Origin of the sequence: Aeromonas sp. D3, from assembly GCF_027705025.1 — a bacterium.
GTDB lineage: Bacteria > Pseudomonadota > Gammaproteobacteria > Enterobacterales > Aeromonadaceae > Aeromonas > Aeromonas salmonicida.
Genome location: NZ_JAPDBE010000003.1, coordinates 181,910 through 206,977 on the forward strand (window position 1 = coordinate 181,910; position 25,068 = coordinate 206,977).

Annotated in this window: 22 protein-coding genes, 2 tRNA genes and 1 pseudogene; 18 read left to right on the forward strand and 7 right to left on the reverse strand. The window is 58.5% G+C overall.

Features of this window, described 5'->3' with window-relative positions; translation table 11 throughout:
- Positions 1 to 14 precede the first annotated feature (14 nt).
- Both OKC28_RS03725 and yhbY read right to left on the reverse strand, forming a co-directional pair.
- A pseudogene (locus OKC28_RS03725) lies at positions 15 to 600 on the reverse strand (PilZ domain-containing protein).
- A gap of 104 nt (positions 601 to 704) precedes the next feature.
- On the reverse strand, positions 705 to 1,001 hold the full coding sequence (gene yhbY, locus OKC28_RS03730) for a ribosome assembly RNA-binding protein YhbY (protein WP_005298134.1): 297 nt from the start codon (positions 999 to 1,001) through the stop codon (positions 705 to 707).
- A gap of 97 nt (positions 1,002 to 1,098) precedes the next feature.
- On the opposite strand from yhbY, the gene rlmE reads away from it, so the two are divergent.
- The 16 genes from rlmE to OKC28_RS03810 all read left to right on the forward strand — a co-directional run bounded on the left by rlmE (position 1,099) and on the right by OKC28_RS03810 (position 17,854).
- On the forward strand, positions 1,099 to 1,728 hold the full coding sequence (rlmE, locus tag OKC28_RS03735; protein WP_005317545.1) for a 23S rRNA (uridine(2552)-2'-O)-methyltransferase RlmE: 630 nt from the start codon (positions 1,099 to 1,101) through the stop codon (positions 1,726 to 1,728).
- Positions 1,729 to 1,773: 45 nt separating this feature from the next.
- The gene (ftsH, locus tag OKC28_RS03740) at positions 1,774 to 3,723 is read left to right on the forward strand and encodes an ATP-dependent zinc metalloprotease FtsH (RefSeq protein ID WP_005317541.1); all 1,950 of its coding nucleotides are present in this window, start codon (positions 1,774 to 1,776) and stop codon (positions 3,721 to 3,723) included.
- 62 nt (positions 3,724 to 3,785) lie between these two features.
- On the forward strand, positions 3,786 to 4,631 hold the full coding sequence (gene folP / locus OKC28_RS03745) for a dihydropteroate synthase (RefSeq protein WP_270687484.1): 846 nt from the start codon (positions 3,786 to 3,788) through the stop codon (positions 4,629 to 4,631).
- Between the two features lie 17 nt (positions 4,632 to 4,648).
- Complete coding sequence (gene glmM, locus OKC28_RS03750) at positions 4,649 to 5,983, forward strand: phosphoglucosamine mutase (RefSeq protein ID WP_005317535.1); 1,335 nt, start codon at positions 4,649 to 4,651, stop codon at positions 5,981 to 5,983.
- A 131-nt stretch (positions 5,984 to 6,114) separates the two neighbouring features.
- Positions 6,115 to 6,879 (forward strand): triose-phosphate isomerase, encoded by a 765-nt coding sequence (gene tpiA, locus OKC28_RS03755; protein WP_270687486.1) that lies wholly within the window; start codon positions 6,115 to 6,117, stop codon positions 6,877 to 6,879.
- Positions 6,880 to 7,206 (forward strand): preprotein translocase subunit SecG, encoded by a 327-nt coding sequence (gene secG / locus OKC28_RS03760; protein WP_021138145.1) that lies wholly within the window; start codon positions 6,880 to 6,882, stop codon positions 7,204 to 7,206.
- 9 nt (positions 7,207 to 7,215) lie between these two features.
- A tRNA-Leu gene (locus OKC28_RS03765) sits at positions 7,216 to 7,300 on the forward strand.
- A gap of 92 nt (positions 7,301 to 7,392) precedes the next feature.
- Positions 7,393 to 7,469: transfer RNA gene (locus OKC28_RS03770), tRNA-Met, on the forward strand.
- Positions 7,470 to 7,635: 166 nt separating this feature from the next.
- Positions 7,636 to 8,094, forward strand: coding sequence for a ribosome maturation factor RimP (gene rimP, locus OKC28_RS03775; RefSeq protein WP_005317527.1), 459 nt, complete (start codon positions 7,636 to 7,638; stop codon positions 8,092 to 8,094).
- A gap of 14 nt (positions 8,095 to 8,108) precedes the next feature.
- Entirely contained in the window at positions 8,109 to 9,611 is a 1,503-nt protein-coding gene (gene nusA / locus OKC28_RS03780) for a transcription termination factor NusA (protein WP_270687492.1), read from the forward strand.
- 20 nt (positions 9,612 to 9,631) lie between these two features.
- Positions 9,632 to 12,328 (forward strand): translation initiation factor IF-2, encoded by a 2,697-nt coding sequence (gene infB / locus OKC28_RS03785; protein WP_099994130.1) that lies wholly within the window; start codon positions 9,632 to 9,634, stop codon positions 12,326 to 12,328.
- 55 nt (positions 12,329 to 12,383) lie between these two features.
- A complete protein-coding gene (rbfA, locus tag OKC28_RS03790) occupies positions 12,384 to 12,818 on the forward strand; it encodes a 30S ribosome-binding factor RbfA (protein WP_270687495.1) in 435 nt (144 codons plus the stop codon).
- A 1-nt stretch (position 12,819) separates the two neighbouring features.
- Positions 12,820 to 13,779 (forward strand): tRNA pseudouridine(55) synthase TruB, encoded by a 960-nt coding sequence (gene truB, locus OKC28_RS03795; protein WP_005317516.1) that lies wholly within the window; start codon positions 12,820 to 12,822, stop codon positions 13,777 to 13,779.
- Positions 13,780 to 13,923: 144 nt separating this feature from the next.
- On the forward strand, positions 13,924 to 14,193 hold the full coding sequence (gene rpsO, locus OKC28_RS03800) for a 30S ribosomal protein S15 (RefSeq protein WP_005317514.1): 270 nt from the start codon (positions 13,924 to 13,926) through the stop codon (positions 14,191 to 14,193).
- 167 nt (positions 14,194 to 14,360) lie between these two features.
- Complete coding sequence (pnp, locus tag OKC28_RS03805) at positions 14,361 to 16,502, forward strand: polyribonucleotide nucleotidyltransferase (protein WP_059111423.1); 2,142 nt, start codon at positions 14,361 to 14,363, stop codon at positions 16,500 to 16,502.
- A 41-nt stretch (positions 16,503 to 16,543) separates the two neighbouring features.
- A complete protein-coding gene (locus tag OKC28_RS03810) occupies positions 16,544 to 17,854 on the forward strand; it encodes an MFS transporter (RefSeq protein WP_333562722.1) in 1,311 nt (436 codons plus the stop codon).
- On the opposite strand, the gene OKC28_RS03815 is transcribed toward OKC28_RS03810, so the two are convergent.
- On the reverse strand, positions 17,851 to 18,933 hold the full coding sequence (locus OKC28_RS03815) for a protoglobin domain-containing protein (RefSeq protein ID WP_005317508.1): 1,083 nt from the start codon (positions 18,931 to 18,933) through the stop codon (positions 17,851 to 17,853). The two genes, OKC28_RS03810 and OKC28_RS03815, sit on opposite strands and share 4 nt — an antisense overlap.
- Before the next feature lie 138 nt (positions 18,934 to 19,071).
- Positions 19,072 to 19,425 (reverse strand): DsrE/DsrF/TusD sulfur relay family protein, encoded by a 354-nt coding sequence (locus OKC28_RS03820; RefSeq protein WP_096118667.1) that lies wholly within the window; start codon positions 19,423 to 19,425, stop codon positions 19,072 to 19,074.
- A 159-nt stretch (positions 19,426 to 19,584) separates the two neighbouring features.
- Here OKC28_RS03820 and OKC28_RS03825 point away from each other — a divergent pair, with 159 nt between their 5' ends.
- The gene (locus OKC28_RS03825) at positions 19,585 to 19,977 is read left to right on the forward strand and encodes a DUF1090 domain-containing protein (protein ID WP_333562723.1); all 393 of its coding nucleotides are present in this window, start codon (positions 19,585 to 19,587) and stop codon (positions 19,975 to 19,977) included.
- Between the two features lie 66 nt (positions 19,978 to 20,043).
- On the opposite strand, the gene fumC is transcribed toward OKC28_RS03825, so the two are convergent.
- From fumC to OKC28_RS03840, 3 genes are all read right to left on the reverse strand, one after another.
- A complete protein-coding gene (fumC, locus tag OKC28_RS03830; RefSeq protein WP_270687503.1) occupies positions 20,044 to 21,438 on the reverse strand; it encodes a class II fumarate hydratase in 1,395 nt (464 codons plus the stop codon).
- Between the two features lie 124 nt (positions 21,439 to 21,562).
- Positions 21,563 to 22,303, reverse strand: a complete 741-nt coding sequence (gene pepE, locus OKC28_RS03835; RefSeq protein WP_219591134.1) for a dipeptidase PepE — start codon at positions 22,301 to 22,303, stop codon at positions 21,563 to 21,565.
- 229 nt (positions 22,304 to 22,532) lie between these two features.
- Complete coding sequence (locus OKC28_RS03840) at positions 22,533 to 23,897, reverse strand: endonuclease/exonuclease/phosphatase family protein (protein ID WP_270687508.1); 1,365 nt, start codon at positions 23,895 to 23,897, stop codon at positions 22,533 to 22,535.
- 143 nt (positions 23,898 to 24,040) lie between these two features.
- Here OKC28_RS03840 and OKC28_RS03845 point away from each other — a divergent pair, with 143 nt between their 5' ends.
- Positions 24,041 to 24,889, forward strand: coding sequence for a patatin-like phospholipase family protein (locus OKC28_RS03845; protein ID WP_270687511.1), 849 nt, complete (start codon positions 24,041 to 24,043; stop codon positions 24,887 to 24,889).
- Positions 24,890 to 25,068 lie beyond the last annotated feature (179 nt).

The following is a 25,068-nucleotide window of genomic DNA, read 5'->3' on the forward strand; positions in this document are numbered from 1 at the left end:
TCCCCTGTTTGTATTTAGCGGGGTTGGTAAGCTTGGGTGAACGCATCCTGATGGCGCTGGAACATCCAGCTTCGCAGTCGTTCCAGGTCCGGCTTGGCCATCTGGAAGTGGAGTGCCCAGCCCTGTACGCCATTGCGCTGATTAATATGCCTGATCAGCTCGGCGCAGAGGGGCCAGTTCATGAATGAGCAGGTTACCGCTGAGAGTGGCGCCGACGGTCAGTCTGGTCGGCAAGCCTTCCACGACAAGCCCATCCAGCGACAGGCTGTGTACCAGATACTCGGTTTCGGCCACCTTGAAGCGGGCTTTTTCATCCAGGCGCCAGGCGCGCAGATGGGGGTAACCCAGCTCCTTGATGACGGGAGCGGCGATGCGTGGTTCGACAAAGCCATCGTCTCCCTGAGTGAAGCGCAGCGGAAAGCGGAGTTGATGCCCGGCAAAGCGGGCTTCGAGTACCAGCTGATCTGCGCGTTGCAACAGCCCGAGCAAGGGTGTGGCGAGATAACCGCTCAGGGATTGTCCGGCGGCCATCTCCTGATCGCTCCCCAAGTCCCGTAGCATGGCCAGTTCATCTTCGGTGAGAATCTGATGGTGATCCATAGCGGGTATCCAGGAGTATTCATCGCAGGTTAAGGGCCTGGCGACTACTTTGGCAAGCGACTTGGGAAGAAGGGAAATGAAGGAAAGAGCGAGGCTCTTTCCTGTTACTTGCGGGGCAGCTGGATTTTCGGCTCGTTGGCCTGACGGTAGATGGTCAGCACGTGGCCGATGCTCTGTACCTTGACCGCGCCGGTTTCACGGACAATTGCATCCATAACCAGTTGTTTCATCTCACGATCTTCAGACGCAACCTTAACCTTGATCAGCTCGTGGTGGTTCAGCGCCAGATCGATCTCGGCCAGTACACCTTCGGTCAGACCATGTTGACCCAAGAGGACAACGGGCTTCAGACTGTGGGCAAGGCCCTTGAGGTACTGTTTCTGTTTATTGTTGAGAATCATGGCAATTTCTTCATAAGTCAGGGTTGAAAGGGGCGTATTCTACCCCCACTTAGCCCTTAATACTAATAACCCTTGTGGTTTTTTAAAGTCGATAATCATGACCCAGAAAAAACGTTCCCCCAGCTCAACCCGCTGGTTAAAAGAACATTTCGACGATCAATACGTCAAAAAAGCCCAGAAATTGGGGCTGCGTTCCCGCGCTGTTTTCAAAATTGATGAAATCCAGGGCAAGGACAAATTGCTTCGCACCGGCATGACGGTCGTGGATCTGGGGGCCGCCCCGGGTGGCTGGTCCCAGTTCGCCGTTGAGCAGGTGGGTGACAATGGGCGAGTCATCGCCTGTGATATTTTGCCGATGGATCCCATTGCCGGTGTCGATTTCCTGCAAGGGGACTTTCGGGAGGAGACTGTACTCGGCGCCTTGCTGGACCGTGTTGGTCCGGACAAGGTGGACGTGGTCATGTCTGATATGGCGCCCAATATGAGTGGCACCCAACAGGTGGATCAGGCCCGCGCCATGTACCTGATCGAGCTCGCGCTCGACATGTGCAATCAAGTGTTACGCACTAATGGCAGCTTCGTGGTGAAGGTATTCCAGGGAGAGGGGTTTGATGCCTATCTCAATGAAATTCGTAAGCTTTTCTCTGCTGTCAAGATTCGTAAACCAGACTCGTCTCGTGCTCGTTCACGAGAAGTCTACATTGTGGCTACCGGTTTTAAACTGTAGTACCCTAACCTTCATCGTTAACTGTCAGTCTGCGAGGTCATTGATTTGAGTGACATGGCGAAAAACCTAATCCTGTGGCTGGTCATCGCCGTCGTGTTGATGTCGGTGTTCAATAGCTTCAGCCCCAGCGATACCACCAGTCGCCAGCTGGACTATTCCAGCTTCGTTAAAGAAGTGACCCAAGAGCAGATCCGTGAAGTGCGGATGGATGGCAAGGTCATTAATGGCGTCAAGCGCACTGGTGAACGCTTCACCACCATCATACCGGCGCCGGATCCCCAGCTGCTCAACGACATGCTCAATCACAATGTCAAAGTGATGGGTGAGAAGCCGGAAGAGCCGTCTTTGCTGACCTCTATCTTCATCTCCTGGTTCCCGATGCTGCTGCTGATCGGTGTCTGGGTCTTCTTCATGCGTCAGATGCAGGGCGGCGGTGGCAAGGGTGCCATGTCGTTTGGCAAGAGCAAGGCTCGCCTGATGAGCGAAGATCAGATCAAGACCACTTTTGCTGACGTCGCAGGCTGCGATGAAGCCAAAGATGAGGTGAAAGAGCTGGTCGACTATCTGCGCGACCCGAGCAAGTTCCAGAAACTGGGTGGCAAGATCCCGACCGGCGTACTGCTGGTAGGTCCTCCCGGTACCGGTAAGACCCTGCTGGCCAAGGCCATTGCGGGCGAGGCCAAGGTGCCTTTCTTCACCATCTCGGGTTCTGATTTCGTCGAAATGTTTGTGGGTGTCGGTGCCTCCCGGGTACGTGACATGTTCGAACAGGCCAAGAAGTCGTCCCCCTGCATCATCTTCATCGATGAAATCGATGCGGTCGGTCGCCAGCGTGGCGCCGGTCTTGGCGGTGGTCACGATGAGCGCGAGCAAACCCTGAACCAGATGCTGGTCGAGATGGATGGTTTTGAAGGCAATGAAGGCGTCATCGTCATCGCTGCCACCAACCGTCCTGACGTACTGGATCCGGCCTTGCTGCGTCCGGGTCGTTTCGACCGTCAGGTTGTGGTTGGTCTGCCGGATGTGCGCGGTCGCGAGCAGATCCTGAAAGTGCACATGCGCAAGGTGCCATTGGCAGATGATGTCAATGCAGCCGTAATTGCACGTGGTACTCCGGGTTTCTCTGGTGCTGATCTCGCCAACCTGGTCAACGAAGCTGCGCTCTTCTCTGCCCGTGAGAGCCGCCGTGTGGTTTCCATGGCCGAGTTCGAGAAGGCGAAGGACAAGATCATGATGGGTGCGGAACGCCGTTCCATGGTGATGAAGGAGTCCGAGAAGGAGATGACGGCTTACCATGAGGCGGGTCACGCCATCATAGGTCGTCTGGTGCCGGATCATGACCCTGTCTACAAGGTTTCCATCATACCGCGCGGTCGTGCGCTGGGTGTGACCATGTACCTGCCCGAGCAGGATCGCTGGAGCCACTCCAAGCAGCACCTGGAGTCCATGATCTCCAGCCTGTACGGTGGTCGTCTGGCGGAAGAGCTGATCTACGGTGCCGAGAAGGTATCGACCGGTGCGTCCAACGACATCGAGCGTGCGACCGACATCGCCCGCAAGATGGTGACCCAGTGGGGCATGTCCGAGCGTCTCGGTCCCATGCTCTATGCAGAAGAAGACGGCGAAGTGTTCCTCGGTCGCAGCATGGCCAAGGCCAAGCACATGTCCGACGACACCGCGCGAGTCATCGATGCAGAGGTCAAGCAGGTTATCGATCGCAACTACGCCCGCTCCAAGCAGATCCTGCTGGACAACATGGACGTACTGCACACCATGAAAGATGCGCTGATGAAGTACGAAACCATCGACGCCAAGCAGATCGACGATCTGATGGCCCGTCGCGAGGTGCGTGCTCCCAGCAACTGGCATGATGAGCACAGCGATACCCCGTCAGGTGGTGCCACTGTCGCAGAGGATGCGAAACCGGCTGTGACTGAGGTCGAGCAGGTGGCTGATGTCGATATCGACAAGGCCAATGATCTCCCGGCCAAATAAACTGTAATGATGCAAACCCCGGGCTGGTCCCGGGGTTTTTCTTTATGCAAACGGAAGTGAAGATGCAGCTAATCAGCAAAGGGCTCAGCCTCTCCCTCGAACGCCCCCATGTCATGGGGATCCTCAATGTCACCCCAGACTCCTTCTCCGATGGCGGTCATTTCAATCAGATTGAACGGGCGATGGTCCATGCGCGTCAGATGGTCTCTGACGGGGCAACACTTATCGATATTGGTGGCGAGTCGACCCGTCCTGGCGCCCCTGACGTGAGCGAACAAGAAGAGCTGGACAGGGTGATCCCCGTGGTCGAACGGCTGGTCGCCGAGCTGGATGTGATGATATCCCTCGATACCTCCAAGGCTGCCGTGATGCGCGAAGGTTGCAAGGCGGGAGCCCATCTCATCAATGATGTCAGGGCGCTGCTTGAACCCGGCGCCCTGGCGGTTGCCGCAGAAGCTGACGTACCAGTGTGTCTGATGCACATGCAAGGCCAACCGAGAACCATGCAGGCCGAACCCCATTATGATGACCTGCTGGGGGAGGTGAGGGCTTTCTTCGATGAGCGTATTGCCGCCTGTCTGGCCGCCGGGATACGGCGCCAGCAGTTGTTGCTGGACCCGGGCTACGGCTTTGGCAAGACGCTGGCACACAACTATCACCTACTGGCACAGCAGAGCAAGTTGCTCGATTACCAGCTTCCGCTCTTGGTCGGCATGTCGCGAAAGTCTATGATAGGCAACCTGCTTGGCCGACCGGTTGATGATCGGTTGGCTGGCAGCCTGGCTTGCGCGCTGATTGGGATGCAACATGGTGCCCGGATCATCCGGGTGCACGATGTGCGAGAGACCATGGATGCCCTGCGCGCCGGCTGGATGGTAATGACGGGACAAGATTTCATATCCAAATAAAAAAACGAGAACAGATAATGGCAAGAAAGTATTTCGGCACCGATGGTGTCCGCGGCAAGGTTGGCGAATTCCCGATCACCCCTGATTTCGTGATGAAGCTGGGTTGGGCAGCAGGCAAGGTGCTCTCCAAGAAGGGCACCAAGAAGGTGCTGATCGGCAAAGATACGCGCATCTCTGGCTACATGCTGGAATCCGCGCTGGAAGCCGGCCTCTCCGCTGCCGGCCTCAAGGCTATTCTGATGGGCCCCATGCCCACCCCGGCCGTTGCCTACCTGACCCGCACCTTCCGTGCCGAGGCCGGTATCGTTATCAGCGCCTCACACAATCCCTTCTATGACAACGGCATCAAGTTCTTCTCCGCTGACGGTACCAAGTTGCCGGATGATGTGGAAATGGCTATCGAGGCCGAGCTGGATCACGAGATCAAGTGTGTCGAGTCAGCCGATTTGGGCAAAGCCGTGCGTATCGAGGATGCTGCTGGCCGCTATATCGAGTTTTGCAAGAGCACCTTCCCCTCCAATCTGAGTCTGGAAGGGTTGAAAATGGTGGTCGACTGCGGCAATGGCGCAACCTATCACATAGCCCCCTCCGTCTTCCGCGAGCTGGGCGCCGAGGTGATTGCCATCGGCTGCAGCCCGGATGGTCTCAACATCAACGACGGTGTCGGTTCTACCGCTCCCGACGCGCTGGCGGCCAAGGTGCTGGAGTGCAAGGCAGACCTGGGCGTGGCATTCGATGGTGACGGCGATCGTCTGGTCATGGTTGATCACACCGGTTACATCATCGACGGCGACGAGATCCTTTACATCATTGCCCGCGATGCCCTGCGCAACGGTCGCCTCAAAGGCGGTGTGGTCGGTACTCTGATGGCCAACATGGGCCTGGAGCTGGCGTTGCAGACCCTGGGGATCCCGTTTGCCCGGGCCAAAGTGGGTGACCGCTACGTGCTGGAGATGATGAATGAGAAGGGCTGGCGTATCGGGGGTGAAAACTCAGGTCACATCATCTGCCTGGATCAGACCACGACAGGGGATGGCATAGTCGCCGCCCTGCAGGTGCTGATGGCCATCTGCACCGCCGAGATGCCGCTGGCCAAGCTGCGCTCCGGCATGAGCAAGTTCCCGCAGGTGCTGGTGAACGTCCGTTTCGCCGAGGGCAAGGATCCGCTGGCGGCTGACGCCGTCAACCAGGAAGTCGCCAAGGTGGAACAGGAGCTGGCCGGCCGTGGTCGCGTATTGCTGCGTAAATCCGGCACCGAACCCCTGATCCGGGTCATGGTGGAAGGTGAACATGAGCAACAGGTGCGCGACATGGCCCAGCGCATTGCACAACAGGTTGAATCGGCGTTTTAATGAACAAAAAGGGCGGCTTTTTAGCCGCCCTGGTTGTATCTTGTTCAAACGATTCGAAAATTTAAAAATAGCACTTGTCAGCTGACAATCCTCTGGATATTATCAGCCCCGCTTTCGCAAGGGAGTTGCCGATGGGACATCGCAAGCCGTTTGTAGCAGCCAACTGGAAGTTACACGGCAGTAGGTCGCAGTTAGAGCAGTTTACTGGCCAATGCCTGAAAGGTATTGATGAGCAAGTAGATGTGGTCTTGTGTCCATCCCATGTGCATCTCGACTTCACCGCCGCACTGCTCAACGAGCAAAAGGTAATGAAGTTGGGGGCTCAGAATGTGAGTCAGCACCGACAAGGCGCTTATACGGGTGAAGTCTCGTGTGAGATGCTGGTTGAGGCAGGGTGTCGTTACGTACTGGTAGGGCACTCCGAGCGCAGGCGTCTCTTTGGTGAGACCAGCTTTATCGTCGCAGAGAAGTTTGCGGCAGCCAGAGCGGCAGGCTTGATCCCCATCCTCTGTTTGGGTGAGTCAGGTGCAGCGAGGCAAGCGAGAAGAGCCTTCGAGGTGATCGCTGAAGAGCTGGATATCGTCATAGAGAATAATGGCGCGATGGCTTTCGATAATGCTATCATCGCCTACGAGCCGATTTGGGCTGTAGGTACAGGTAAATGCGCCACACCCGAGCAGGCACAAGAGGTTCATTCCTTTATACGCGGTCGCTTGGCGGAGGATACTCCGGTAATAGGTGAGAAAGTTAGAATCATCTATGGTGGGAGCGTGACACCGACCAATGCGAGAGATTTGTTTGCCCAGCCCGACGTTGACGGCGGCCTGATTGGTGGAGCAAGCCTCGATGACAAGACGTTTTTAGGAATTGTTGAAGCGGCAAAGGGTGCAAGTTAAATGTACGAAATTCTTTTAGTCGTTTATCTGCTGGTTTCACTGGCTCTGATTGGTCTGGTGATGATTCAGCAAGGTAAAGGGGCTGACATGGGCGCCTCCTTCGGCGCAGGGGCATCGAATACCGTATTCGGCTCCGGTGGTTCAGGCAGTTTCCTGACCCGAACAACAGCAGTTTTGGCTACTCTGTTCTTTCTGATTAGTTTGGTGCTTGGCTCTATGTCCAGCCACAAGGTAAAACAGGGTAGTGAATGGGAAAATCTGCAACAAACCGAACAGGTTGAGCAGACCAAAGCGCCAGTAAACAAAGATACTGACGTTCCCCAATAAGTGAGTTTTGCCGTGGTGGTGGAATTGGTAGACACGCTATCTTGAGGGGGTAGTGCTCTAGGGTGTGCGGGTTCGAGTCCCGCCCACGGCACCAATTAAGCAGTGAACTCGGGTAACCGGGTGTATTATAGTCACTCAGTCTTGTATGAAGAGAATGAACTGGCTATAATCTCGCACGATTTCGGACGCGGGGTGGAGCAGCATGGTAGCTCGTCGGGCTCATAACCCGAAGGTCGTCGGTTCAAATCCGGCCCCCGCAACCAAATTTCACGCATTTCCTACGCTCAGGAAGGCGGTCGCTGCGAGGCGACAATCAGGGTAAAGCGCCAAGCCCCGATTTGACATCGGGGCTTTTTGTTATGTGCGATTTACTCTGAATCGATATCTATCTGGGCTTTATGCCCTTTTTTTGTTTTTCGGAGGGTGACTTTGGCTACGTTGGAACAACGTTTGACCGATCTGCTCGAGGCTCCGGTCGTTGCCTTGGGTTTTGAACTTTGGGGTATTGAGTTTATCCGCGCGGGTAACCACTCCACTTTGCGTGTCTTTATCGACGGCGAGAATGGTGTGACTGTCGAAAACTGTGCTGAAGTCAGCCACCAGGTTGGCGCCATCATGGATGTCGAAGATCCCATCACAGAAGAATACTTCCTGGAAGTATCCTCCCCTGGTCTGGATCGTCCGCTGTTCAAGGTTGCCCAGTTCGAAAAATACGTTGGCCAAGAGGCGGCAGTGCAGCTGCGGATGGCAACAAATAACCGCCGCAAGTTCAAAGGCGTAATCAAAGCTGTGCAAGGCGACATGATCACCCTGACAGTAGATGGTAAGGACGACGTGTTGGCTTTCACCAATATCCAAAAAGCGAACATAGTGCCGAACTTTGGTTAACGAGGCTATCGGATATGAATAAAGAGATTTTGCTGGTCGTTGACGCTGTATCCAACGAGAAGGCGGTACCCCGCGAGAAGATTTTCCAGGCTCTGGAGACTGCGCTGGCGACTGCGACCAAGAAAAAATATGAAGGCGAGATTGAAGTTCGGGTTGAAATCGATCGCAAGACCGGTGACTACGAAACCTATCGTCGCTGGGTTGTTGTGGCCGACCAGGCTGCAATGGAGAACCCGTACGGTGAAATCACCCTCGAAGCCGCTCAGATCGAGCAGCCCGAGATCCAGCTCGGTGACTATGTAGAAGATCAGATTGATTCTGTTACCTTCGACCGTATCACCACCCAGACCGCCAAGCAGGTTATCGTGCAGAAAGTGCGCGAAGCCGAGCGTTCCCAAGTTGTTGACCAGTTCAAGGACAAGGAAGGCACCATCATCAGCGGTGTGGTCAAGAAGAGCAATCGTGACAACGTGATCCTGGATCTGGGCAGCAATGCCGAGGCCGTGATCTTCCGTGACGACATGCTGCCGCGCGAGACCTTCCGTCCGGGCGACCGTATTCGTGGTCTGCTCTACGCCGTGCGTCCAGAAGCCCGTGGTTCCCAGCTGTTCGTCAGCCGCTCCAGCCCGGATTTCCTGAAAGAGCTGTTCCGCATCGAAGTACCGGAAATCGGTGAAGAGATGATCGAAATCATGGGCGCCGCCCGTGACCCGGGCTCCCGCGCCAAGATCTCCGTCAAGACCAACGATCGTCGTATCGACCCGATCGGTGCCTGTATCGGCATGCGTGGTGCTCGTGTGCAAGCCGTCTCTGCCGAGCTGAGCGGTGAGCGTGCCGACATAGTGTTGTACGATGACAACCCCGCACAATACGTGATCAATGCCATGGCGCCGGCCGATGTGGCCTCCATCATAGTGGATGAAGACAACCACACCATGGATATCGCCGTGGAAGCCGCCAACCTGGCCCAGGCCATCGGCCGCAACGGTCAGAACGTGCGCCTGGCTTCCCAGCTGACCGGTTGGGAGCTGAACGTCATGACCGTCGAGGACATGCGCTCCAAGCACCAGGCCGAGAACGATCGCATCCTGACCCTGTTCACCAGCGCCCTGGACATCGACGACGATTTCGCCGGTCTGCTGATGGAAGAAGGCTTCTCGACTCTGGAAGAGATCGCCTTCGTACCCGTCAATGAGCTGCAGGCCATCGACGGTCTGGACGAAGACATGGTGGAAGAGCTGCGCAAGCGTGCCAAGGATGTCCTGACCACCAAGGCCCTGGCCAAAGAAGAATCCTTGGACGGCGTAGAGCCTTCCGAAGACCTGCTCAATCTGGCTGGCCTCGGTCGCGACATGGCATATGCCCTGGCCGCGCGTGGTGTCGGCACCCTGGAAGATTTGGCAGAGCAAGGTATCGACGACCTTGCCGACATTGAAGAGCTGACCGCTGAGAAAGCCGGTGAGCTGATTATGGCTGCTCGCAATATCTGTTGGTTCGGAGAAGAGCAGTCTGAATAAGATCAAACGGAGGAAAATGAATGGCAGAAGTATCAGTCAAACAACTTGCCACTGACATCGACACGCCGGTTGATCGTCTTCTCCAGCAGTTTGTCGATGCCGGTATCAGCAAGAGCAAGGCCGACGACCTCGTCAGCGAGTCTGAAAAACAGACTCTGCTGGCCCACTTGAAAAAACAGCATGGAGGTGACGAGATCACCGCACCAGCCCGCATGACTTTGCAGCGCAAGACCAAGAGCACCATCAGTGTTCAGGGGACTGGCGGCAAGAACAAGGAAGTGCAGGTTGAAGTGCGCAAGACTCGCACCTATGTAAAACGCTCGGCGCTGGAAGATGAACAGCGCCAGGCGGAAGCCGAGGAAACAGCGCGTTTGGAAGCAGAAGAAAAAGCTCGTAGCGAGGCCGAGAACAAGGTTCGTCTCGATGCTGAAGAGAAGGCTCGCCGTGAGGCTGAGCAGGCTCGTCGTGAAGCTGAGGAAAAGGCGCGGATCGAGGCACAATCAAAGGCTCGACAGGCTCCACAGCCCGCCAAAGCAGCCAGTAGCACAGCTCAGCAAGAGGCAGAAAAGATGGCCAAGCGCGAAGCAGAAGAACTGAAGCGCCAACAGGAACAAACAGCTTTGCAAAAAGCAGAAGAACTCGCCGCCAAGAAAGCCGAAGAGGCTCGTCTCATGGCGGAACAGAACGGCCCTCGCTGGGCTGAAGAAGAAGCTGCTCGCGCCAAAGAGAGCAGTGACTATCATCTGACCACCAACAAGCATGCGCAAGCCGCAGAAGACGAGTTGGACCGGAAGGAAGAGACCAGTCGTCGCACGGCTGCTGCAGCGGTCAAGGCCCCGAAAAAGGCCGGTCGTCGTGAAGACGATCGCGACTCCCGCAACCCGCGTGCCCGCAAAGGCAAGCGCGGCAAGATGGCCATGCCCAACGCCATGAAGCACGGCTTCAACAAGCCCGCAGCTGTGGTTAACCGTGACGTTGTCATCGGCGAAACCATCACTGTAGCCGAACTGGCCAACAAGATGGCCGTCAAGGGTGTTGAAGTCATCAAGGCTATGATGAAGATGGGCGCCATGGCCACCATCAACCAGGTGATCGATCAGGAGACTGCCCAGCTGGTCGCCGAAGAGATGGGTCACAAGGTGGTGTTGCGCCGTGAGAACGAACTGGAAGAGGCGGTACTGTCCGATCGTGACGAGACCTCCGAAGCCAAGTCCCGTGCCCCTGTCGTGACCATCATGGGCCACGTCGACCACGGCAAGACCTCGCTGCTCGACTACATCCGTAAAGCCAAGGTTGCTGCTGGCGAAGCCGGTGGTATTACCCAGCACATCGGTGCTTACCACGTCGAAACCGACAGTGGCATGATCACCTTCCTGGATACTCCGGGTCACGCTGCGTTTACCTCCATGCGTGCTCGTGGTGCCAAGTCGACCGATATCGTCGTTCTGGTTGTTGCTGCCGATGACGGCGTCATGCCGCAGACCATCGAAGCCATCCAGCACGCCAAGGCGGCTGAAGTACCCATCGTGGTTGCGGTCAACAAGATCGACAAGCCTGAAGCGGATCCGGATCGCGTCAAGACCGAGCTGGCCCGTTACAACGTCATGTCAGAAGACTGGGGTGGCGATAGCCAGTTCGTCCATGTTTCTGCCAAGTCAGGCGAAGGTATCGACGACCTGCTGGAAGCCATCCTGATCCAGTCCGAAGTACTGGAACTGAAAGCGGTAGTCGATGGCATGGCCAGCGGCGTCGTGATCGAGTCCTTCCTGGACAAGGGGCGTGGTCCGGTTGCCACAGTGCTGGTACAAGAAGGTACTCTGCGCCAGGGCGACATCGTACTGTGTGGTCTGGAATACGGTCGTATTCGTGCCATGCGTGACGAACTGGGTCGCGAGATCAAGGAAGCGGGTCCGTCCCTGCCGGTGGAAATCCTGGGTCTGTCCGGGGTGCCGTCTGCCGGTGACGAAGCCACTGTTGTACGTGACGAGAAGAAAGCCCGTGAAGTGGCGCTCTATCGTCAGGGCAAGTTCCGCGACGTCAAGCTGGCTCGCCAGCAGAAGGCCAAGCTGGAAAACATGTTCGCCAACATGACAGAGGGCGAAGTGTCCGAAGTGAACGTGGTGATCAAGGCCGACGTACAGGGTTCGGTGCAAGCAATTTGCGATGCGCTGGTCCAGCTCTCTACCGACGAAGTCAAGGTCAAGATCGTGGGTTCAGGTGTCGGTGGCATCACCGAAACCGACGCCACTCTGGCTGCGGCTTCCAGCGCCATCCTGGTGGGCTTCAACGTCCGTGCCGACGCTTCTGCGCGCAAGGTCATCGAATCCGAGAGCCTGGATCTGCGTTATTACTCCGTCATCTATGATTTGATCGACGAAGTGAAGCAGGCCATGAGCGGCAAGCTGGCTCCTGAGTATCGTCAGGAAATCATCGGTCTGGCTGAAGTGCGTAGCGTCTTCAAGTCACCGAAGTTCGGCGCCGTTGCCGGCTGTATGGTTACCGAAGGTGTGGTCAAGCGTTCCAACCGTATCCGTGTTCTGCGTGACAACGTGGTTATCTATGAAGGCGAGCTGGAATCCCTGCGTCGCTTCAAGGATGACGTCAACGAGGTCCGCAACGGTTACGAGTGTGGTATCGCGGTCAAGAACTACAACGACGTACGCGAAGGCGACCAGATCGAAGTTTACGAGACCATTGAAATTCAACGGACTCTGTAAGCCGACAGTTAGACAAAATAGGGGGCTGCGGCCCCCTTTTATCGCAGGATAGAATATGGCCAGAGAATTCAGCCGGACCAACAGGGTCGGCCAGCAGATCCAGCGCGAAATCGCGCTGATCTTGCAGCGTGAGGTCAAGGACCCGCGCATCGGCATGGTAACCGTCTCGGACGTGGAAGTGTCCAAGGACCTCAACTATGCCAAGGTTTATGTCACCTTCTTGCAGCTGGATATCGATGCCGAGCGCATCGCGGAAGGGCTCAAGGGCCTGACCGAAGCGGCCGGCTACATCCGCAGCCTGCTCGGCAGCGCCATGCGCCTGCGGGTGGTGCCCGAGCTGCGCTTCTACTACGACCAGACCCTGGTCGAGGGGATGCGCATCTCCAACCTGGTGTCCAACACAGTGCGTGACGACAAGCGTCGCATGGCCGAAGCCGGCCGTGAGGAAGACGAAGCCGCACCGGGTGATACAACTGAGGATAAAGCCTGAGATGTCTCGTAGACGCCGTTTCAAGGGTCGTGACGTACACGGCATCCTGCTGCTGGACAAGCCGACCGGTCTGACCTCCAACGATGTGTTGCAGAAGGTCAAGCGTATCTACAACGCCGCCAAGGCCGGTCACACCGGCGCTCTGGATCCGCTGGCGACCGGCATGCTGCCGATCTGCCTCGGCGAGGCCACCAAGTTCTCCCAGTATCTGCTGGAAGCGGACAAGCGCTATGAGGTGACCGCCAAGCTGGGCGAGCGCACCAACACCAGCGACTCCGACGGCGAGGTGGTTTCCACCCGTCCGGTGAACGTGGCCCTGGGTACCCTGATCGAGTCACTGGACCAGTTCCGCGGCCCCATCATGCAGGTGCCGTCCATGTACTCGGCACTCAAGCACAACGGTCGCCCGCTCTATGAATATGCCCGTGAAGGCATAGAGATCGAGCGGGAAGCACGCCCCATCACTGTGTTCGAGCTCAAGCTCATCAGCTTTGAAGGGGATGAGGTCAAGCTGGAAGTGCACTGCAGCAAAGGCACCTACATTCGCTCCCTGGTGGACGACCTGGGTGAAGTGCTGGGCTGTGGCGCACACGTTACCCAGCTGCGCCGTACCCAGGTGGCCACGTATCCCTATGAGCGGATGCTGACCCTGGAACAGCTCGAGTGCATCTTCGAACAGGCCAAGGCCGAGAGTATCCCGCCACGGGAGCAGCTCGACCCCTTGTTGCTGCCGATGGATACCGCCGTGGCCGCACTGCCCGAGGTGAACATGCTGGCGGCAGTCGCCGCCTATGTGAACCAGGGTCAAGCCGTGCAGGTAGCTGGCGCGCCGCAAAGCGGCCAGGTTCGCATGACGGTGGGCCCTGAGCGTGAGTTCATCGGTGTGGGCGAGATCGACGATGAAGGGCGGGTTGCCCCCAAGCGTCTGGTTCGCTACCACGATGAACACGACGAGGAGTGATCCTTAGGCGGTATCAGGGCGTCTTTCCCGCTGCGCCTCTTTCTCGTTGCGAAAAGTGACGGGGACGATTATGATACCGCCCTCATTTCACGGCTGAATTAGAGATTGGCTGTGAACCTTTAAACACTCTATTGGAGTATTACCATGTCTCTAAATGCTGAGATCAAAGCTTCCATCGTTGCTGACAACGCTCGTTGCGCCAACGACACTGGCTCCCCCGAAGTGCAGGTTGCCCTGCTGACTGCCCAGATCAACCATCTGCAAGGTCACTTCAAAGAGCACGCTAAAGATCACCACGGTCGTCGTGGTCTGCTGCGCATGGTTTCCCAGCGTCGCAAGCTGCTGGACTACCTGAAGCGTAAAGATGTTCAGCGTTATGCTGCTCTGATCGCCAAGCTGGGTCTGCGTCGTTAATCGACCATCAGATTTCGCGAAAAAGGGGAACCTCAGGGTTCCCCTTTTTTATTGTCCGTCAGGCTGTTGCCATCCTCACAGAATGTGTGTCACTGCTTACCTTTTGGTTCGAATCAAGTATACTTGCACGCGAATTTAAAGAGCCAAATTGTAAAAAGGAAATTCACGTGAATCCTATTGTAAAGTCATTCCAGTACGGTCAACACACCGTCACTCTGGAAACCGGTGTGATGGCCCGTCAAGCCACTGCGGCCGTTATGGTCAGCATGGACGATACCTGCGTATTTGTGACCGTAGTAGGCAAGAAAGAGGCCGATCACGGTCGCGATTTCTTCCCGCTGACCGTCAACTACCAGGAGCGTACCTATGCTGCTGGTCGTATCCCGGGTGGTTTCTTCCGTCGTGAAGGCCGTCCGAGCGAAGGCGAAACCCTCACCTCCCGCCTGATCGACCGTCCTATTCGTCCGCTGTTCCCGGAAGGCTTCCTCAATGAGGTTCAGGTGGTTGCCACCGTTATGTCCGTGAACCCGCTGGTTTCCCCGGACATCGTTGCCATGATCGGTGCCTCTGCTGCACTGGCCATTTCCGGTATTCCGTTTGGTGGCCCGATTGCGGCTGCTCGCGTGGGTTACATGAACGGTCAGTATGTGCTGAACCCGACTACCGCCGAACTGCCCCAGAGCGATCTGGATCTGGTGGTTGCCGGTACCGCCAACGCCGTGCTGATGGTGGAATCCGAAGCGGCCATCCTCTCTGAAGAGGTGATGCTGGGCGCCGTGGTCTATGGCCACGAGCAGATGCAAGTCGTGATCAACGCCATCAACGAATTCGCCGCCGATGTGGGTACCCAGCCATGGGATTGGACCCCGCCTGCGACCAACGAAGCCCTCAAGGCCAAGATTGCCGAGCTGGCTACAGCTGAACTGGGTGAAGCCTACCGCATCACCGAGAAGGCTGTGCGTTACGCCGCCATCAGCGCCATCAAGCAGCGGGTGATCGAGCAAGTGATCGCCGCCGGCGTGGAAGACGATGCCAAGAAGATTGGCGAAGAGTTCCACAGCCTGGAAAGCCGCATCGTTCGTGGTCGCGTCGTACGTGGCGAGCCGCGCATCGATGGTCGCGATCCGGAAATGATCCGTGCCCTGTCCGTCGGTACCGGCATTCTGCCCCGTGCTCACGGTTCTGCCCTGTTCACCCGTGGTGAGACTCAGGCCATCGTCGTTGCGACCCTGGGTACAGAGCGTGACGCCCAGAACATCGATGAGCTGGCTGGCCATCGCGCCGACCGCTTCATGCTGCACTACAACTTCCCGCCGTATTGCGTCGGTGAAACCGGCATGATGGGTAGCCCCAAGCGTCGTGAAATCGGTCACGGTCGTCTGGCCAAGCGCGGCGTTGCTGCCGTGATGCCGAGCGCCGCCGAGTTCCCGTACGTGGTGCGCGTGGTGTCTGAAATCACCGAATCCAACGGCTCCTCCTCCATGGCTTCCGTTTGTGGTTCCTCCCTGGCGCTGATGGATGCGGGTGTGCCGATCAAGGCCTCCGTTGCCGGTATCGCCATGGGTCTGGTGAAGGAAGAAGAAGGTTTCGTCGTGTTGTCCGACATCCTGGGTGATGAAGATCATCTGGGCGACATGGACTTCAAAGTGGCCGGTACTACCCAAGGTATCACTGCGCTGCAGATGGACATCAAGATCGAAGGCATCACCAAAGAGATCATGGAGATTGCCCTCAAGCAAGCCCGTGGTGCTCGCCTGCACATCCTGAAAGTGATGGACGAAGCCATCCAGGCACCGCGTGCCGAGATTTCCGATTTCGCCCCGCGTATCCACACCATCAAGATCAATCCCGAGAAGATCAAGGACGTGATCGGCAAGGGTGGTTCCGTGATCCGTGCGCTGACCGAAGAGACTGGCACCAACATCGAGCTGGATGATGACGGTACCGTCCGCATCTCCGCCGTGGCCAACGAAGCGGCCATGGAAGCGATCCGTCGTATCGAAGCCATCACTGCCGAGATCGAAGTGAACCGCATCTATGAAGGCAAGGTTGTGCGTCTGGCCGATTTCGGCGCTTTCGTCAATATCCTGCCGGGTAAAGATGGTCTGGTGCACATCTCCCAGATCACCGACGCCCGCGTGCAGAACGTGGCCGACTTCCTGAAGCTCGGTGACGTGGTGAAAGTGAAGGTACTGGAAGTGGACCGTCAAGGCCGTGTGCGTCTCTCCATCAAGGAAGCGAATGCACCGACCGAAGCCGTTGCTCCTGCTGCTGACGTAGCCGCTGTCGAAGAGCCGGCTGCCGAATAAGGCTGCTGAGCTGTGAAGAGCCGACCTCAGGGTCGGCTTTTTTGTGTCCACTGTCCACCACGCTTGTTTCCTATGAGACCCTCTGTTACAACGGAGAGCTCCCCGCGCGACGGGCAACAAGGAGCAGTATGATGTCGTGGGCCCTCCTCAGGCAGCTTCCCCCTCTGGTCTGGACCGTTATCCTGGGTACCTTCATGGTGCGCACCAGCTATTACATGGTCTGGCCGTTTCTCTCAATCTTGCTCTATCGGGAGTATGCCCTTTCGGCCACCAGTATCGGTGCCATGCTGGGGGCGACTGCTGCGATCTCTACCCTGGTCAGCTTCTATGGCGGCTGGCTGTCGGACAAGCTGGGGCGGCGCAACATCTTGCTGGCCGGTTGTCTGGTCGCGCTGCTCTGCTACGGCCTGTTGGGATTTGCCCACTCTGTATTCTGGTTAGGGGTAGGGGTGCTCGGCAGCGGCCTCTCTTCCGGCTTGATCGATGCGCCCGGCAAGGCGTTGATGGCCGACAGCCTCATCTCTGCCAAGGCCCGCGAGCTGGCACTCCACCTGCGTTACTTCTTGCTCAACCTGGGGGCGGCGATCGGGCCCCTGCTTGGGGTGACGCTGGGGATCAGTGCCCAGCAGCACACTTTTTTGCTGCTCTCAGGCAGCTATCTGCTGCTGGGGGCCGCCTTCGTCTGGGGTTTTCGCCAGCTGATTGAGGGCGAGCAGCGCAGCGGCGGCCTGGGTCTGCGCGCCGCCATCAAGGTGCTGTGGCTGGATTTGGGTTTTCTGTTGCTGGTGATGGCCAATCTGCTGATGGTGCTGGTTTACTCCCAGTTTCACTCGCCGCTGGTGCAATACCTGACGCGGGCAGAAACCCCAGAGGTGGCGAAACTGGTCGCCATCCTGGTGACCACCAATGCACTGACCGTGGTTGTGCTGCAATTTCCCCTGCTGCATCTGCTTGCCCGCTGGCCGCACAAGGTACGGCTGCAGGTCGGCATCATGTTGTTTCTGGGCGCTCAGGTGCTGTTCGCGCTGGGGGATCCCCAGCAGTGGTCACACTGGATCGGGGCCGTGCTGTTGCTGAGCGTGGGGGAGACCATTTTGTTTCCGCTGCTCAACGTGCTGATCGACCAGATGTCGCCCCCTCATCTCAAGGGGAGCTATTTCGGAGCCGGTGCGCTGGCCGGGCTGGGTGGGGCCATCGGCGCCGTGCTGGGAGGCTGGATTATCGAGCAGTGGAGTGGACAGTTGCTCTACATACTGATGACGCTGCTCTGCGTGCTGACGTTTCTGTTGTACGAATGGGGGGCCCGGATCCCGCGCCCCGAGGTGGCGAAATCCTGTGCCCAGCAAGGCTAGTGGGTTTCTTTCGGATTCACCTCTTTCAGCGCCTTCTTGGCGGCATACATGCGCTCGTCGGCCAGCCGGATCAGGCTGTTGCCCTCGTCGAACTGCAATGGCCCTGTTTGCACCAGGCCGATGCTGAGGGTCACATCACCTATCTGCTCTGCCAGTGTGTGGGTCAGCCGTTGCAGATAGACGTCTCTGGCCTGATCCTCGCTGCAGTTGGGCAGGATCAGACAGAACTCGTCTCCGCCGTAACGAAAGCAGCAGTCCTCGGCCCGTGACACCTTGCGGATGGACGCACCCACTATGCGCAGTATCTCGTCTCCCCGCTGGTGCCCCTGGGTGTCGTTGATCTGTTTGAAGTCGTCGATATCGAGGTAGGCGATGACCACTGGCTCGGCCCGACGCTGGCAGGTGCGCAGGGTGCGGGTCAGGTTCTCCTGCAGGTGGCGCACGCTGAGCAGGCCGGTGAGAGCATCGGTGCGGCTCATCTCCTCCAGTTGCTGGGTACGCTCCCGGACCTTCTCCTCCAGCGCTTTGGCATAGATCTCCGATTTCTCCTTGGATGACTCTATCTCCGAGACCAGGCTGCGGATGTAAGTTTCGAATACCAGGGTAATGTCGAACAGAAACAGTTTGTCGAGGGCGGTCAGCATGGCGATGCGCTCGGGCTCATGGGCTATCTGGGTGAAGATATCCTCGATGAGCAACCCCTTGAGGGTATTGATGGCCGCCAGATAGAGCTTGGGTTCCACCCCGATCCGCTTGTGCACCAGCCCGATCCGCAGCCGGTTGTTGACGTACTCCAGGTCATACAGGCCGCTGAACAGGTCGAGGATGTAACGGCGCTGAGCCGCTCTGAGTCTTGTCAGCGTATCGGCATCGCCGATCAGCAGGGCAATCTCGGTGATCCCGGTCTGCAGTATATAAAACTTGTCGACCAGCACATCGATATGGGGTTCTATCTTGGAACGATAGCTGGCGAGCCGGGTGAAGTCGTCCTCGTCCAGCAGCAGCAGCTCCTTGCGATGGGCGATCTCAAACTCTGTGATCCGCATCTGTTCCAGCAGGGTCTGTTCGGTTGGATTCATGGTAGTTCCCTGAACGAATATGAGGGGGCGCACATTGTTATCTAACTGACAGTGTAGACAGTAAAAACAGGGTGATGGTTTTCAAATGGCGCAGGCTCCCTGCCGATCAAGACTTGTGCCTGTGAGGCTGTTAGCTGGCTAGAAGGTCAGCACCTTGTCGGCCGCCAGTGTCCATTGGGCCAGCAGGGGCAGGGTTCCGATCTCGATCCCCTCTATGAGGGGCAGCGCCGTGATGCCGCGGGCATCGGTGCAGGTCTTGCAAAGACGGATGGCGGTGCCCTGTGCCAGCAGTATCTCCAGCATCTGGCGCAGGTTGTAACCCTCGGCCGGGGCTTGCCCCGCCAGGGCGGCACTGACAGCGTCGGACATCAGGAACAGCTGCAGGCTGGCGCCACCCTGCTCGCCCAGGGCAATGGCCAGACGCAGGGTATTGAACAAGGACTCGCTGCCATAGGGGGCGCCGTTGGCAATGATGACAATATGTTGATTCATAAGAGACTCCATTACGAAAACACCATTGTAGACCCGGCCGGCCTGTATTGGCGTGATGTTGCACAAACTCTGTCGTACCGGTTTGCGCATGACTTGACCCGGTTGGCCGAGTACGGTCTGATAGGCGACCATCAAACATGACAGAGGAATGAGGTCGTTATGTGGAAGGTTTTCGGAATAAGTATGCTGCTGTTGGCCGGTCAGGCTTATGGCAGCCAGCAGGTCGGCTGCAAGGCTAGGCAACAGGCAGTGGCGGATCAGCTGGTCTTCGCCAAGGCGCACAATAATGCGGATCAGATAGCTGGGCTGGAGCAGGCGCTGCGCAACATAGAGGCCCACTGTACCGATGACGGTCTGTTCAAGGAGCAGCAGCAACGGGTAGCCAAGCTGAAAGAGCAGGTGAACGAACGGCTGCTCGAGCTGCAAAATGCGCGTGTGTCGGGCAAGCCGGACAAGATCGCCAAGAAGCAGGCCAAGCTGGAAGAGGCCCAGGCCAAGTTGCTGGCCGCCCAGAGCCAGCTGGATGCCCTGAGCAAGCTGATCAAACCCTGAACGACGAATTGCACAATGAAAAAGCCGGGCATGCCCGGCTTTTTCATTTTTCAGCAGGCACTCATGTCAGATCCCCCGTCGCCCCACCATGTTGGCGGGCACTACCCAGGCATCGAACTCCTGCGCCGTGAGGTGGCCGGAGGCAATGGCGGCTTCCCGCAGGCTGAGCCCCTCACTGTGGGCCCGCTTGGCTATCTCGGCCGCCTTGTCGTAACCGATGTGAGGGTTGAGTACCGTGACCAGCATCAGGGAGCCGGCCAGCAGCTCGTCTATGCGTGCCCGGTTGGGTGTGATGCCGGTGGCGCAGTGGTCGTGGAAGCTCCGCATGCCGTCGGCCAGCAGACGCACGCTCTGTAAAAAGTTATGGGCAATCAGTGGGCGGAAGACGTTCAGCTCGAAGTTGCCGCTGGCGCCGCCTATGTTGATCGCCACGTCGTTGCCCATCACCTGGGCACACAGCATGGTGAGCGCCTCGCACTGGGTCGGGTTGACCTTGCCGGGCATGATGGAGGATCCGGGTTCATTTTCCGGAATGAGCAGCTCACCGAGCCCGCTGCGGGGGCCGCTGGCCAGCCAGCGCACGTCGTTGGCGATCTTCATGAGCGACGCGGCCAGCGTCTTGAGGGCGCCGTGAGCATGAACCAGGGCATCGCTGCTCGCTAGCGCCTCGAATTTGTTGGGGGCGCTCACCAGCGGCAGGCCCGTCTGCTCCGCCAGGGTGGCCGCCACGGCATCGGCAAAACCGGGTGGCGTGTTCAGGCCGGTGCCGACGGCCGTGCCCCCCAGTGCCAGCTCGCAAAGATGGGGCAGGGCGGCTCGAATGTGGCGCTCCCCCTGTTCCAGCTGGGCAACCCAACCGGAGAACTCCTGCCCCAGGGTGAGCGGGGTGGCATCCTGCAAGTGGGTGCGGCCAATCTTGACGATGTCGTCGAAGGCGTGGGCCTTGCGGGCCAGCGTCGCGCTCAGGGTTATCAGGGCGGGCAGCAGTTGTAAGGTAATGGCAGTGACGGCCGCCAGGTTCATGGCGCTCGGGAAGACATCATTGCTCGACTGGCTGAGGTTGATCTGATCGTTGGGATGGACGAGACAGCCCTGCCCCCGCGGACCGCCGAGCAGTTCGCTGGCCCGGTTGGCCAGTACCTCGTTGACATTCATGTTGGTCTGGGTGCCCGAGCCTGTCTGCCAGACGCGCAGTGGAAACTCTTCCTCATGCAGGCCGCACAGGACTTCATCGGCGGCGCTCATGATGGCCTGGGCCGTGCGGGCGGGCAGCAACCCCTTGGCGTGATTGACCCGGGCGCAAGCAGACTTGATGCGGGCCAGGGCGCAGATGAGCTCGGTGGGTTGGCGCTCTCCCGAGATGTTGAAGTGGAGCAGGGAGCGTTGGGTCTGGGCGCCCCACAGCCGCTCGGCCGGCACTTCTATGTCCCCGAAGCTGTCGTGTTCGATCCGTGTCGTCATGGCATACTCCCGTCTAACAAAACAAGGGGCGAGGGAAGATCCCTTGCCCCTTACAGCATGGCAAACCGCCGGTTCGGCGGCTCAGATCAGCACCTCACCTCTATGCTCCCTTTTTCATGGGCAGTCAGCCGTGAGGGCTAAAGGGGGTCAGCTTCGCCAGCGGGGTGGCATCCATGAATTCCTGCACCTCCTCGCCGTGTTTGAAGATCTTGTAGCTCTCGCCGCGGGCGCTCCAGTATTCGAGGGTGTCGCCGCTGCTCTCACCGCTTATCTGCAGCAGGCTGGCTTCGCGCAGAGCCACCACGTATTCGCTCGGGTTGATGGCGCAGAACTCCGCCAGACGTTCGTCGCGGGTTTCGCCCATGTGACCGCTGATGCTGGCATCCAGATAATGAGGGTTGATCTGCAACGGGAACAGGCCCAGCGCAGGCAGCACGGCGGCGTTGCACACCGGCATGTCGTTGGTGGTGCGAATGCTGGGGGTTGCCACATTGCAACCTGCGCTCCAGCCCACATAGGGCACGCCCCGTTCGCGTACCGCGCGCTGGATTGGCACGACCAGACCATATTCGTGCAGCAGCTGGTTCAGGCGCCAGGTATTGCCACCGCTGATGAAGATGGCATCAGCCTGATTGATGGCATCCACAGGGTCATCAAACTGATGAATACTGATGGCTTCCACCCCCAGACTCTCGGTGAGATCGCGGGCGCGGGCATCCCAGTCGCTGCGGATCACGGCGTAGGGGATCAGCAGTATGCGTTTGACCTGTTTGCGGGCGAGCAGGGTTTGCACCCTATCCCGGGCCCAACCGAGCAGACCCGGAAATTCGGTGGCTTTACCGTTGCTGAGAAGAAGCAGTTCCATGAAGCGTGTCCTCGATGAGTGAAAGCGGAGGCATCATCGCCAGAGCCTGGCGACAAGAGTCCCCAGTCTAGCCTCATTGGTGCCCGTGTTCTGTGATCCCGTCGCCCCAGCTTGGCAATAGCCCCCATTGCTGCGCCCCTTGGCGCTTGCGGTGACCAAGGGCCGTTCACTTTGTTTGAAAACAATCAGGGGGCCCGCGGGCCCCCTGATTGTTGATAACACCATCAAGTTAGTCGAGCTTGAAGTCGACCCACACCAGCCGGTGATCCGAGCTCACTCCCTTGGCGATGCCCAGCTTGGCGTCGTACACCAGGTGATAGCCGGGCTCGAAGCTGGCGGGCCAGAACACGCCCGAGGCGACCGCGTTCAGGTTGGCGGAGGGCAGCAGGTGATCGAGCTGCAGGCCGCTGCTGCTGGTGATGCGCTCCGGGGTGGGGCGCTTGTTGTTGCGTTTGCACTGATCCGGCTGGCTGGCGAGGCACTCGGGGCCACCCTGGCTGACTGGTATGATGGCGCCGTTGGTGACCGCCTGATTGACCAGTACATGGTTGTGCAGATCCTGAATGGCGGTGAGATCCCCGTCGCCAATCTGGGGATCGGCGTTGAGATCCCCGGCGATGACGAACTTGGCGCCCTCGGCCAGGCCGCCGGCCTTGCCCGCGTCATCCACCATGTAGCTGGCGGTCTCCACGTAGTCCTGCCAGAAGGCGACTTCGGCGCGGTTGTGCTTGACGTTGTGGCGCGCCGCGTTGCCGAAGATGGGCGGGGTCGGGTGGGAGACGAGGAAGTGGATCACCTCCTCCTTGTTGCCGCGCTTGATGCGCACCGGCACGTCGGCGTGGTTCTTGGAAGAGAGGGGGAACTGCTGCCAGGCGGCGTCGTCATACCAGGCATCGCCACACTGGCGGCCCGCCGGGATCGGGGCCTTGGGGTTGCTGCAGTCGTCGATGACAGGGTTCGATTCGCCGGGCATGTCCTTCCACTTGAAGTGCTGGAAGGTGCGGATCTGCTTGGTATCGATGGGGTACTGGGACATGATGGCGAAGGCGTACTGGCCGTGGTAGTTGCCAAAGCCCCAGGCGTCGTCCGGCCCTGTGTTGACCTTGCCATCCAGGTTGAGGTCATGGCCGCTCATCAGGCCTGTGTTGGTGGCGAAGTTTTGCAGCACAGGGTAGCTGATGGCCTGCACCTCGCTGTGCTGGGCGTGGGCCAGGTAGTTGTCGTTGAACGCCTTCAGGTCGGCGGTATTTTCGCCTTTGCCGTCGTTGTCGAATTCGTTGAGCAGGAACACATCCGGCCGAGTGCGCTGGATGATTTCGGCGATATTGCGGATCTGCTGCACGTCCAGGGCTTTGGTCTTCTCTGCGCCGCTCAGGCCGCCGTCAGCGAGGCGAGCCAGCAGGGTGTCCTGCTCGGCGCGGGTCAGGGCCAGCTCGCCGCTCAGCATGCCGGGAGCGGTGCGATCAAAGGAGAGGTTGAAGGTAGCGAAGCGAACCATGGTATCTGGAGTCTCGGAGTCATTGTTGCTGTGACAGCCTGCCATCAATCCGAGGGAAATGGCAGCGGCGAGTAGGGACTTGCTGATTTTTTTCATTGTAATATTCCGTAGCATCAATAAGTTATACCTCATGGCACCAGAGCAGAGGCGCGCCCATTATAGGGAGCGCAACGTGGGGATGGGCACCGGATGGGTCAAAGTGTGAGTCCATTCACAGAGCAAATTCAGCGGGAGGTGAGATGAGTCGGCGGCAAACGGCCCTGGTGGTCGAGGGGGGCGCCATGCGCGGCATTTTTGCCGCCGGTGTGCTGGATGCCTTTCTGGCACAGGGCAGGACGGCGTTTGATCACTGTATCGGGGTCTCGGCGGGGGCGGTCAATCTGGCGGCTTTTCTGGCCGGTCAGCGGGGACGCAACCACAGCGTCATCACGGACTACTCCTGCCGCCCCGAGTTCATCAGTCTGGCCAGGTTCGTGCGTGGCGGTCACTGGCTCGATCTCGACTGGCTGTGGGCGATCACCATCCGCGAGTGCCGACTCGATCTGGCCCGCTTTGCCGTCAATCCGGTGCCGCTGACAGTGGTGACCACCCGGGTCTCGGACGGTCAGGCCGCCTACCTCAAGGGGAACGCGGCCGAGCTGGAGCAGCAGATCAAGGCCTCCTGTTCTGTGCCCCTGGTCTATCGCGACTTCGTGCGCATCGGCGGGGAAGCCATGACGGATGGCGGGGTGGCCGACTCCATTCCGGTGCGATACGCCTACGAACAGGGGGCACGCGACATCACAGTGGTGCTCTCCCGCCCCTTCGGCTATCGCAAGCGGGCGCCACGTCTGCCGGCCCTGCACCGTTATCTGCTGCGCGAGACTCCGGCCCTGGCTCGCGCCAGCCTTTCGCGTCATCAAAGCTACAACGACGCCATCGATTTCATCCGCCAGCCACCGGCGGATTGCTGCATCCGGGTCATAGTGCCGCCGGCGGGTTTTCGGGTCGGCCGCATGACCACAGACAAGGGGCGGCTGGAGCAGGGTTACCAAATGGGCTGGCAGGCGGCCCTGGATTATCTGGCGGCCGATCCGGCCCAGGCTTGAATCGTCTTGGCGGCTCCGCCCGGGGCCGTCACCATGAAAAACCATGGCGATGCCGCTGTGGGTCAGAGATCAATCATCCTGCCGTCACTTCCTGTCTTGATTCTCAGAGATCCCCTCATTTTTAGAGACTCAAATAATTCCAAGTGTGCGGGTATATAAGCGGTGTTGCTTCAGGTAGT

What these genes read in the sequence shown, in the direction of transcription:
- fumC (WP_270687503.1), bottom strand. Translation starts at nt 21,438, where the DNA reads ATGACGACACGGATCGAACACGACAGCTTCGGGGACATAGAAGTGCCG.
- folP (WP_270687484.1), top strand. Translation starts at nt 3,786, where the DNA reads ATGCAGCTAATCAGCAAAGGGCTCAGCCTCTCCCTCGAACGCCCCCAT.
- rpsO (WP_005317514.1), top strand. Translation starts at nt 13,924, where the DNA reads ATGTCTCTAAATGCTGAGATCAAAGCTTCCATCGTTGCTGACAACGCT.
- OKC28_RS03840 (WP_270687508.1), bottom strand. Translation starts at nt 23,897, where the DNA reads ATGAAAAAAATCAGCAAGTCCCTACTCGCCGCTGCCATTTCCCTCGGA.
- pepE (WP_219591134.1), bottom strand. Translation starts at nt 22,303, where the DNA reads ATGGAACTGCTTCTTCTCAGCAACGGTAAAGCCACCGAATTTCCGGGT.
- OKC28_RS03845 (WP_270687511.1), top strand. Translation starts at nt 24,041, where the DNA reads ATGAGTCGGCGGCAAACGGCCCTGGTGGTCGAGGGGGGCGCCATGCGC.
- rlmE (WP_005317545.1), top strand. Translation starts at nt 1,099, where the DNA reads ATGACCCAGAAAAAACGTTCCCCCAGCTCAACCCGCTGGTTAAAAGAA.
- yhbY (WP_005298134.1), bottom strand. Translation starts at nt 1,001, where the DNA reads ATGATTCTCAACAATAAACAGAAACAGTACCTCAAGGGCCTTGCCCAC.
- OKC28_RS03825 (WP_333562723.1), top strand. Translation starts at nt 19,585, where the DNA reads ATGTGGAAGGTTTTCGGAATAAGTATGCTGCTGTTGGCCGGTCAGGCT.
- secG (WP_021138145.1), top strand. Translation starts at nt 6,880, where the DNA reads ATGTACGAAATTCTTTTAGTCGTTTATCTGCTGGTTTCACTGGCTCTG.
- OKC28_RS03815 (WP_005317508.1), bottom strand. Translation starts at nt 18,933, where the DNA reads ATGAATCCAACCGAACAGACCCTGCTGGAACAGATGCGGATCACAGAG.
- truB (WP_005317516.1), top strand. Translation starts at nt 12,820, where the DNA reads ATGTCTCGTAGACGCCGTTTCAAGGGTCGTGACGTACACGGCATCCTG.
- OKC28_RS03820 (WP_096118667.1), bottom strand. Translation starts at nt 19,425, where the DNA reads ATGAATCAACATATTGTCATCATTGCCAACGGCGCCCCCTATGGCAGC.
- tpiA (WP_270687486.1), top strand. Translation starts at nt 6,115, where the DNA reads ATGGGACATCGCAAGCCGTTTGTAGCAGCCAACTGGAAGTTACACGGC.
- nusA (WP_270687492.1), top strand. Translation starts at nt 8,109, where the DNA reads ATGAATAAAGAGATTTTGCTGGTCGTTGACGCTGTATCCAACGAGAAG.
- rbfA (WP_270687495.1), top strand. Translation starts at nt 12,384, where the DNA reads ATGGCCAGAGAATTCAGCCGGACCAACAGGGTCGGCCAGCAGATCCAG.
- infB (WP_099994130.1), top strand. Translation starts at nt 9,632, where the DNA reads ATGGCAGAAGTATCAGTCAAACAACTTGCCACTGACATCGACACGCCG.
- glmM (WP_005317535.1), top strand. Translation starts at nt 4,649, where the DNA reads ATGGCAAGAAAGTATTTCGGCACCGATGGTGTCCGCGGCAAGGTTGGC.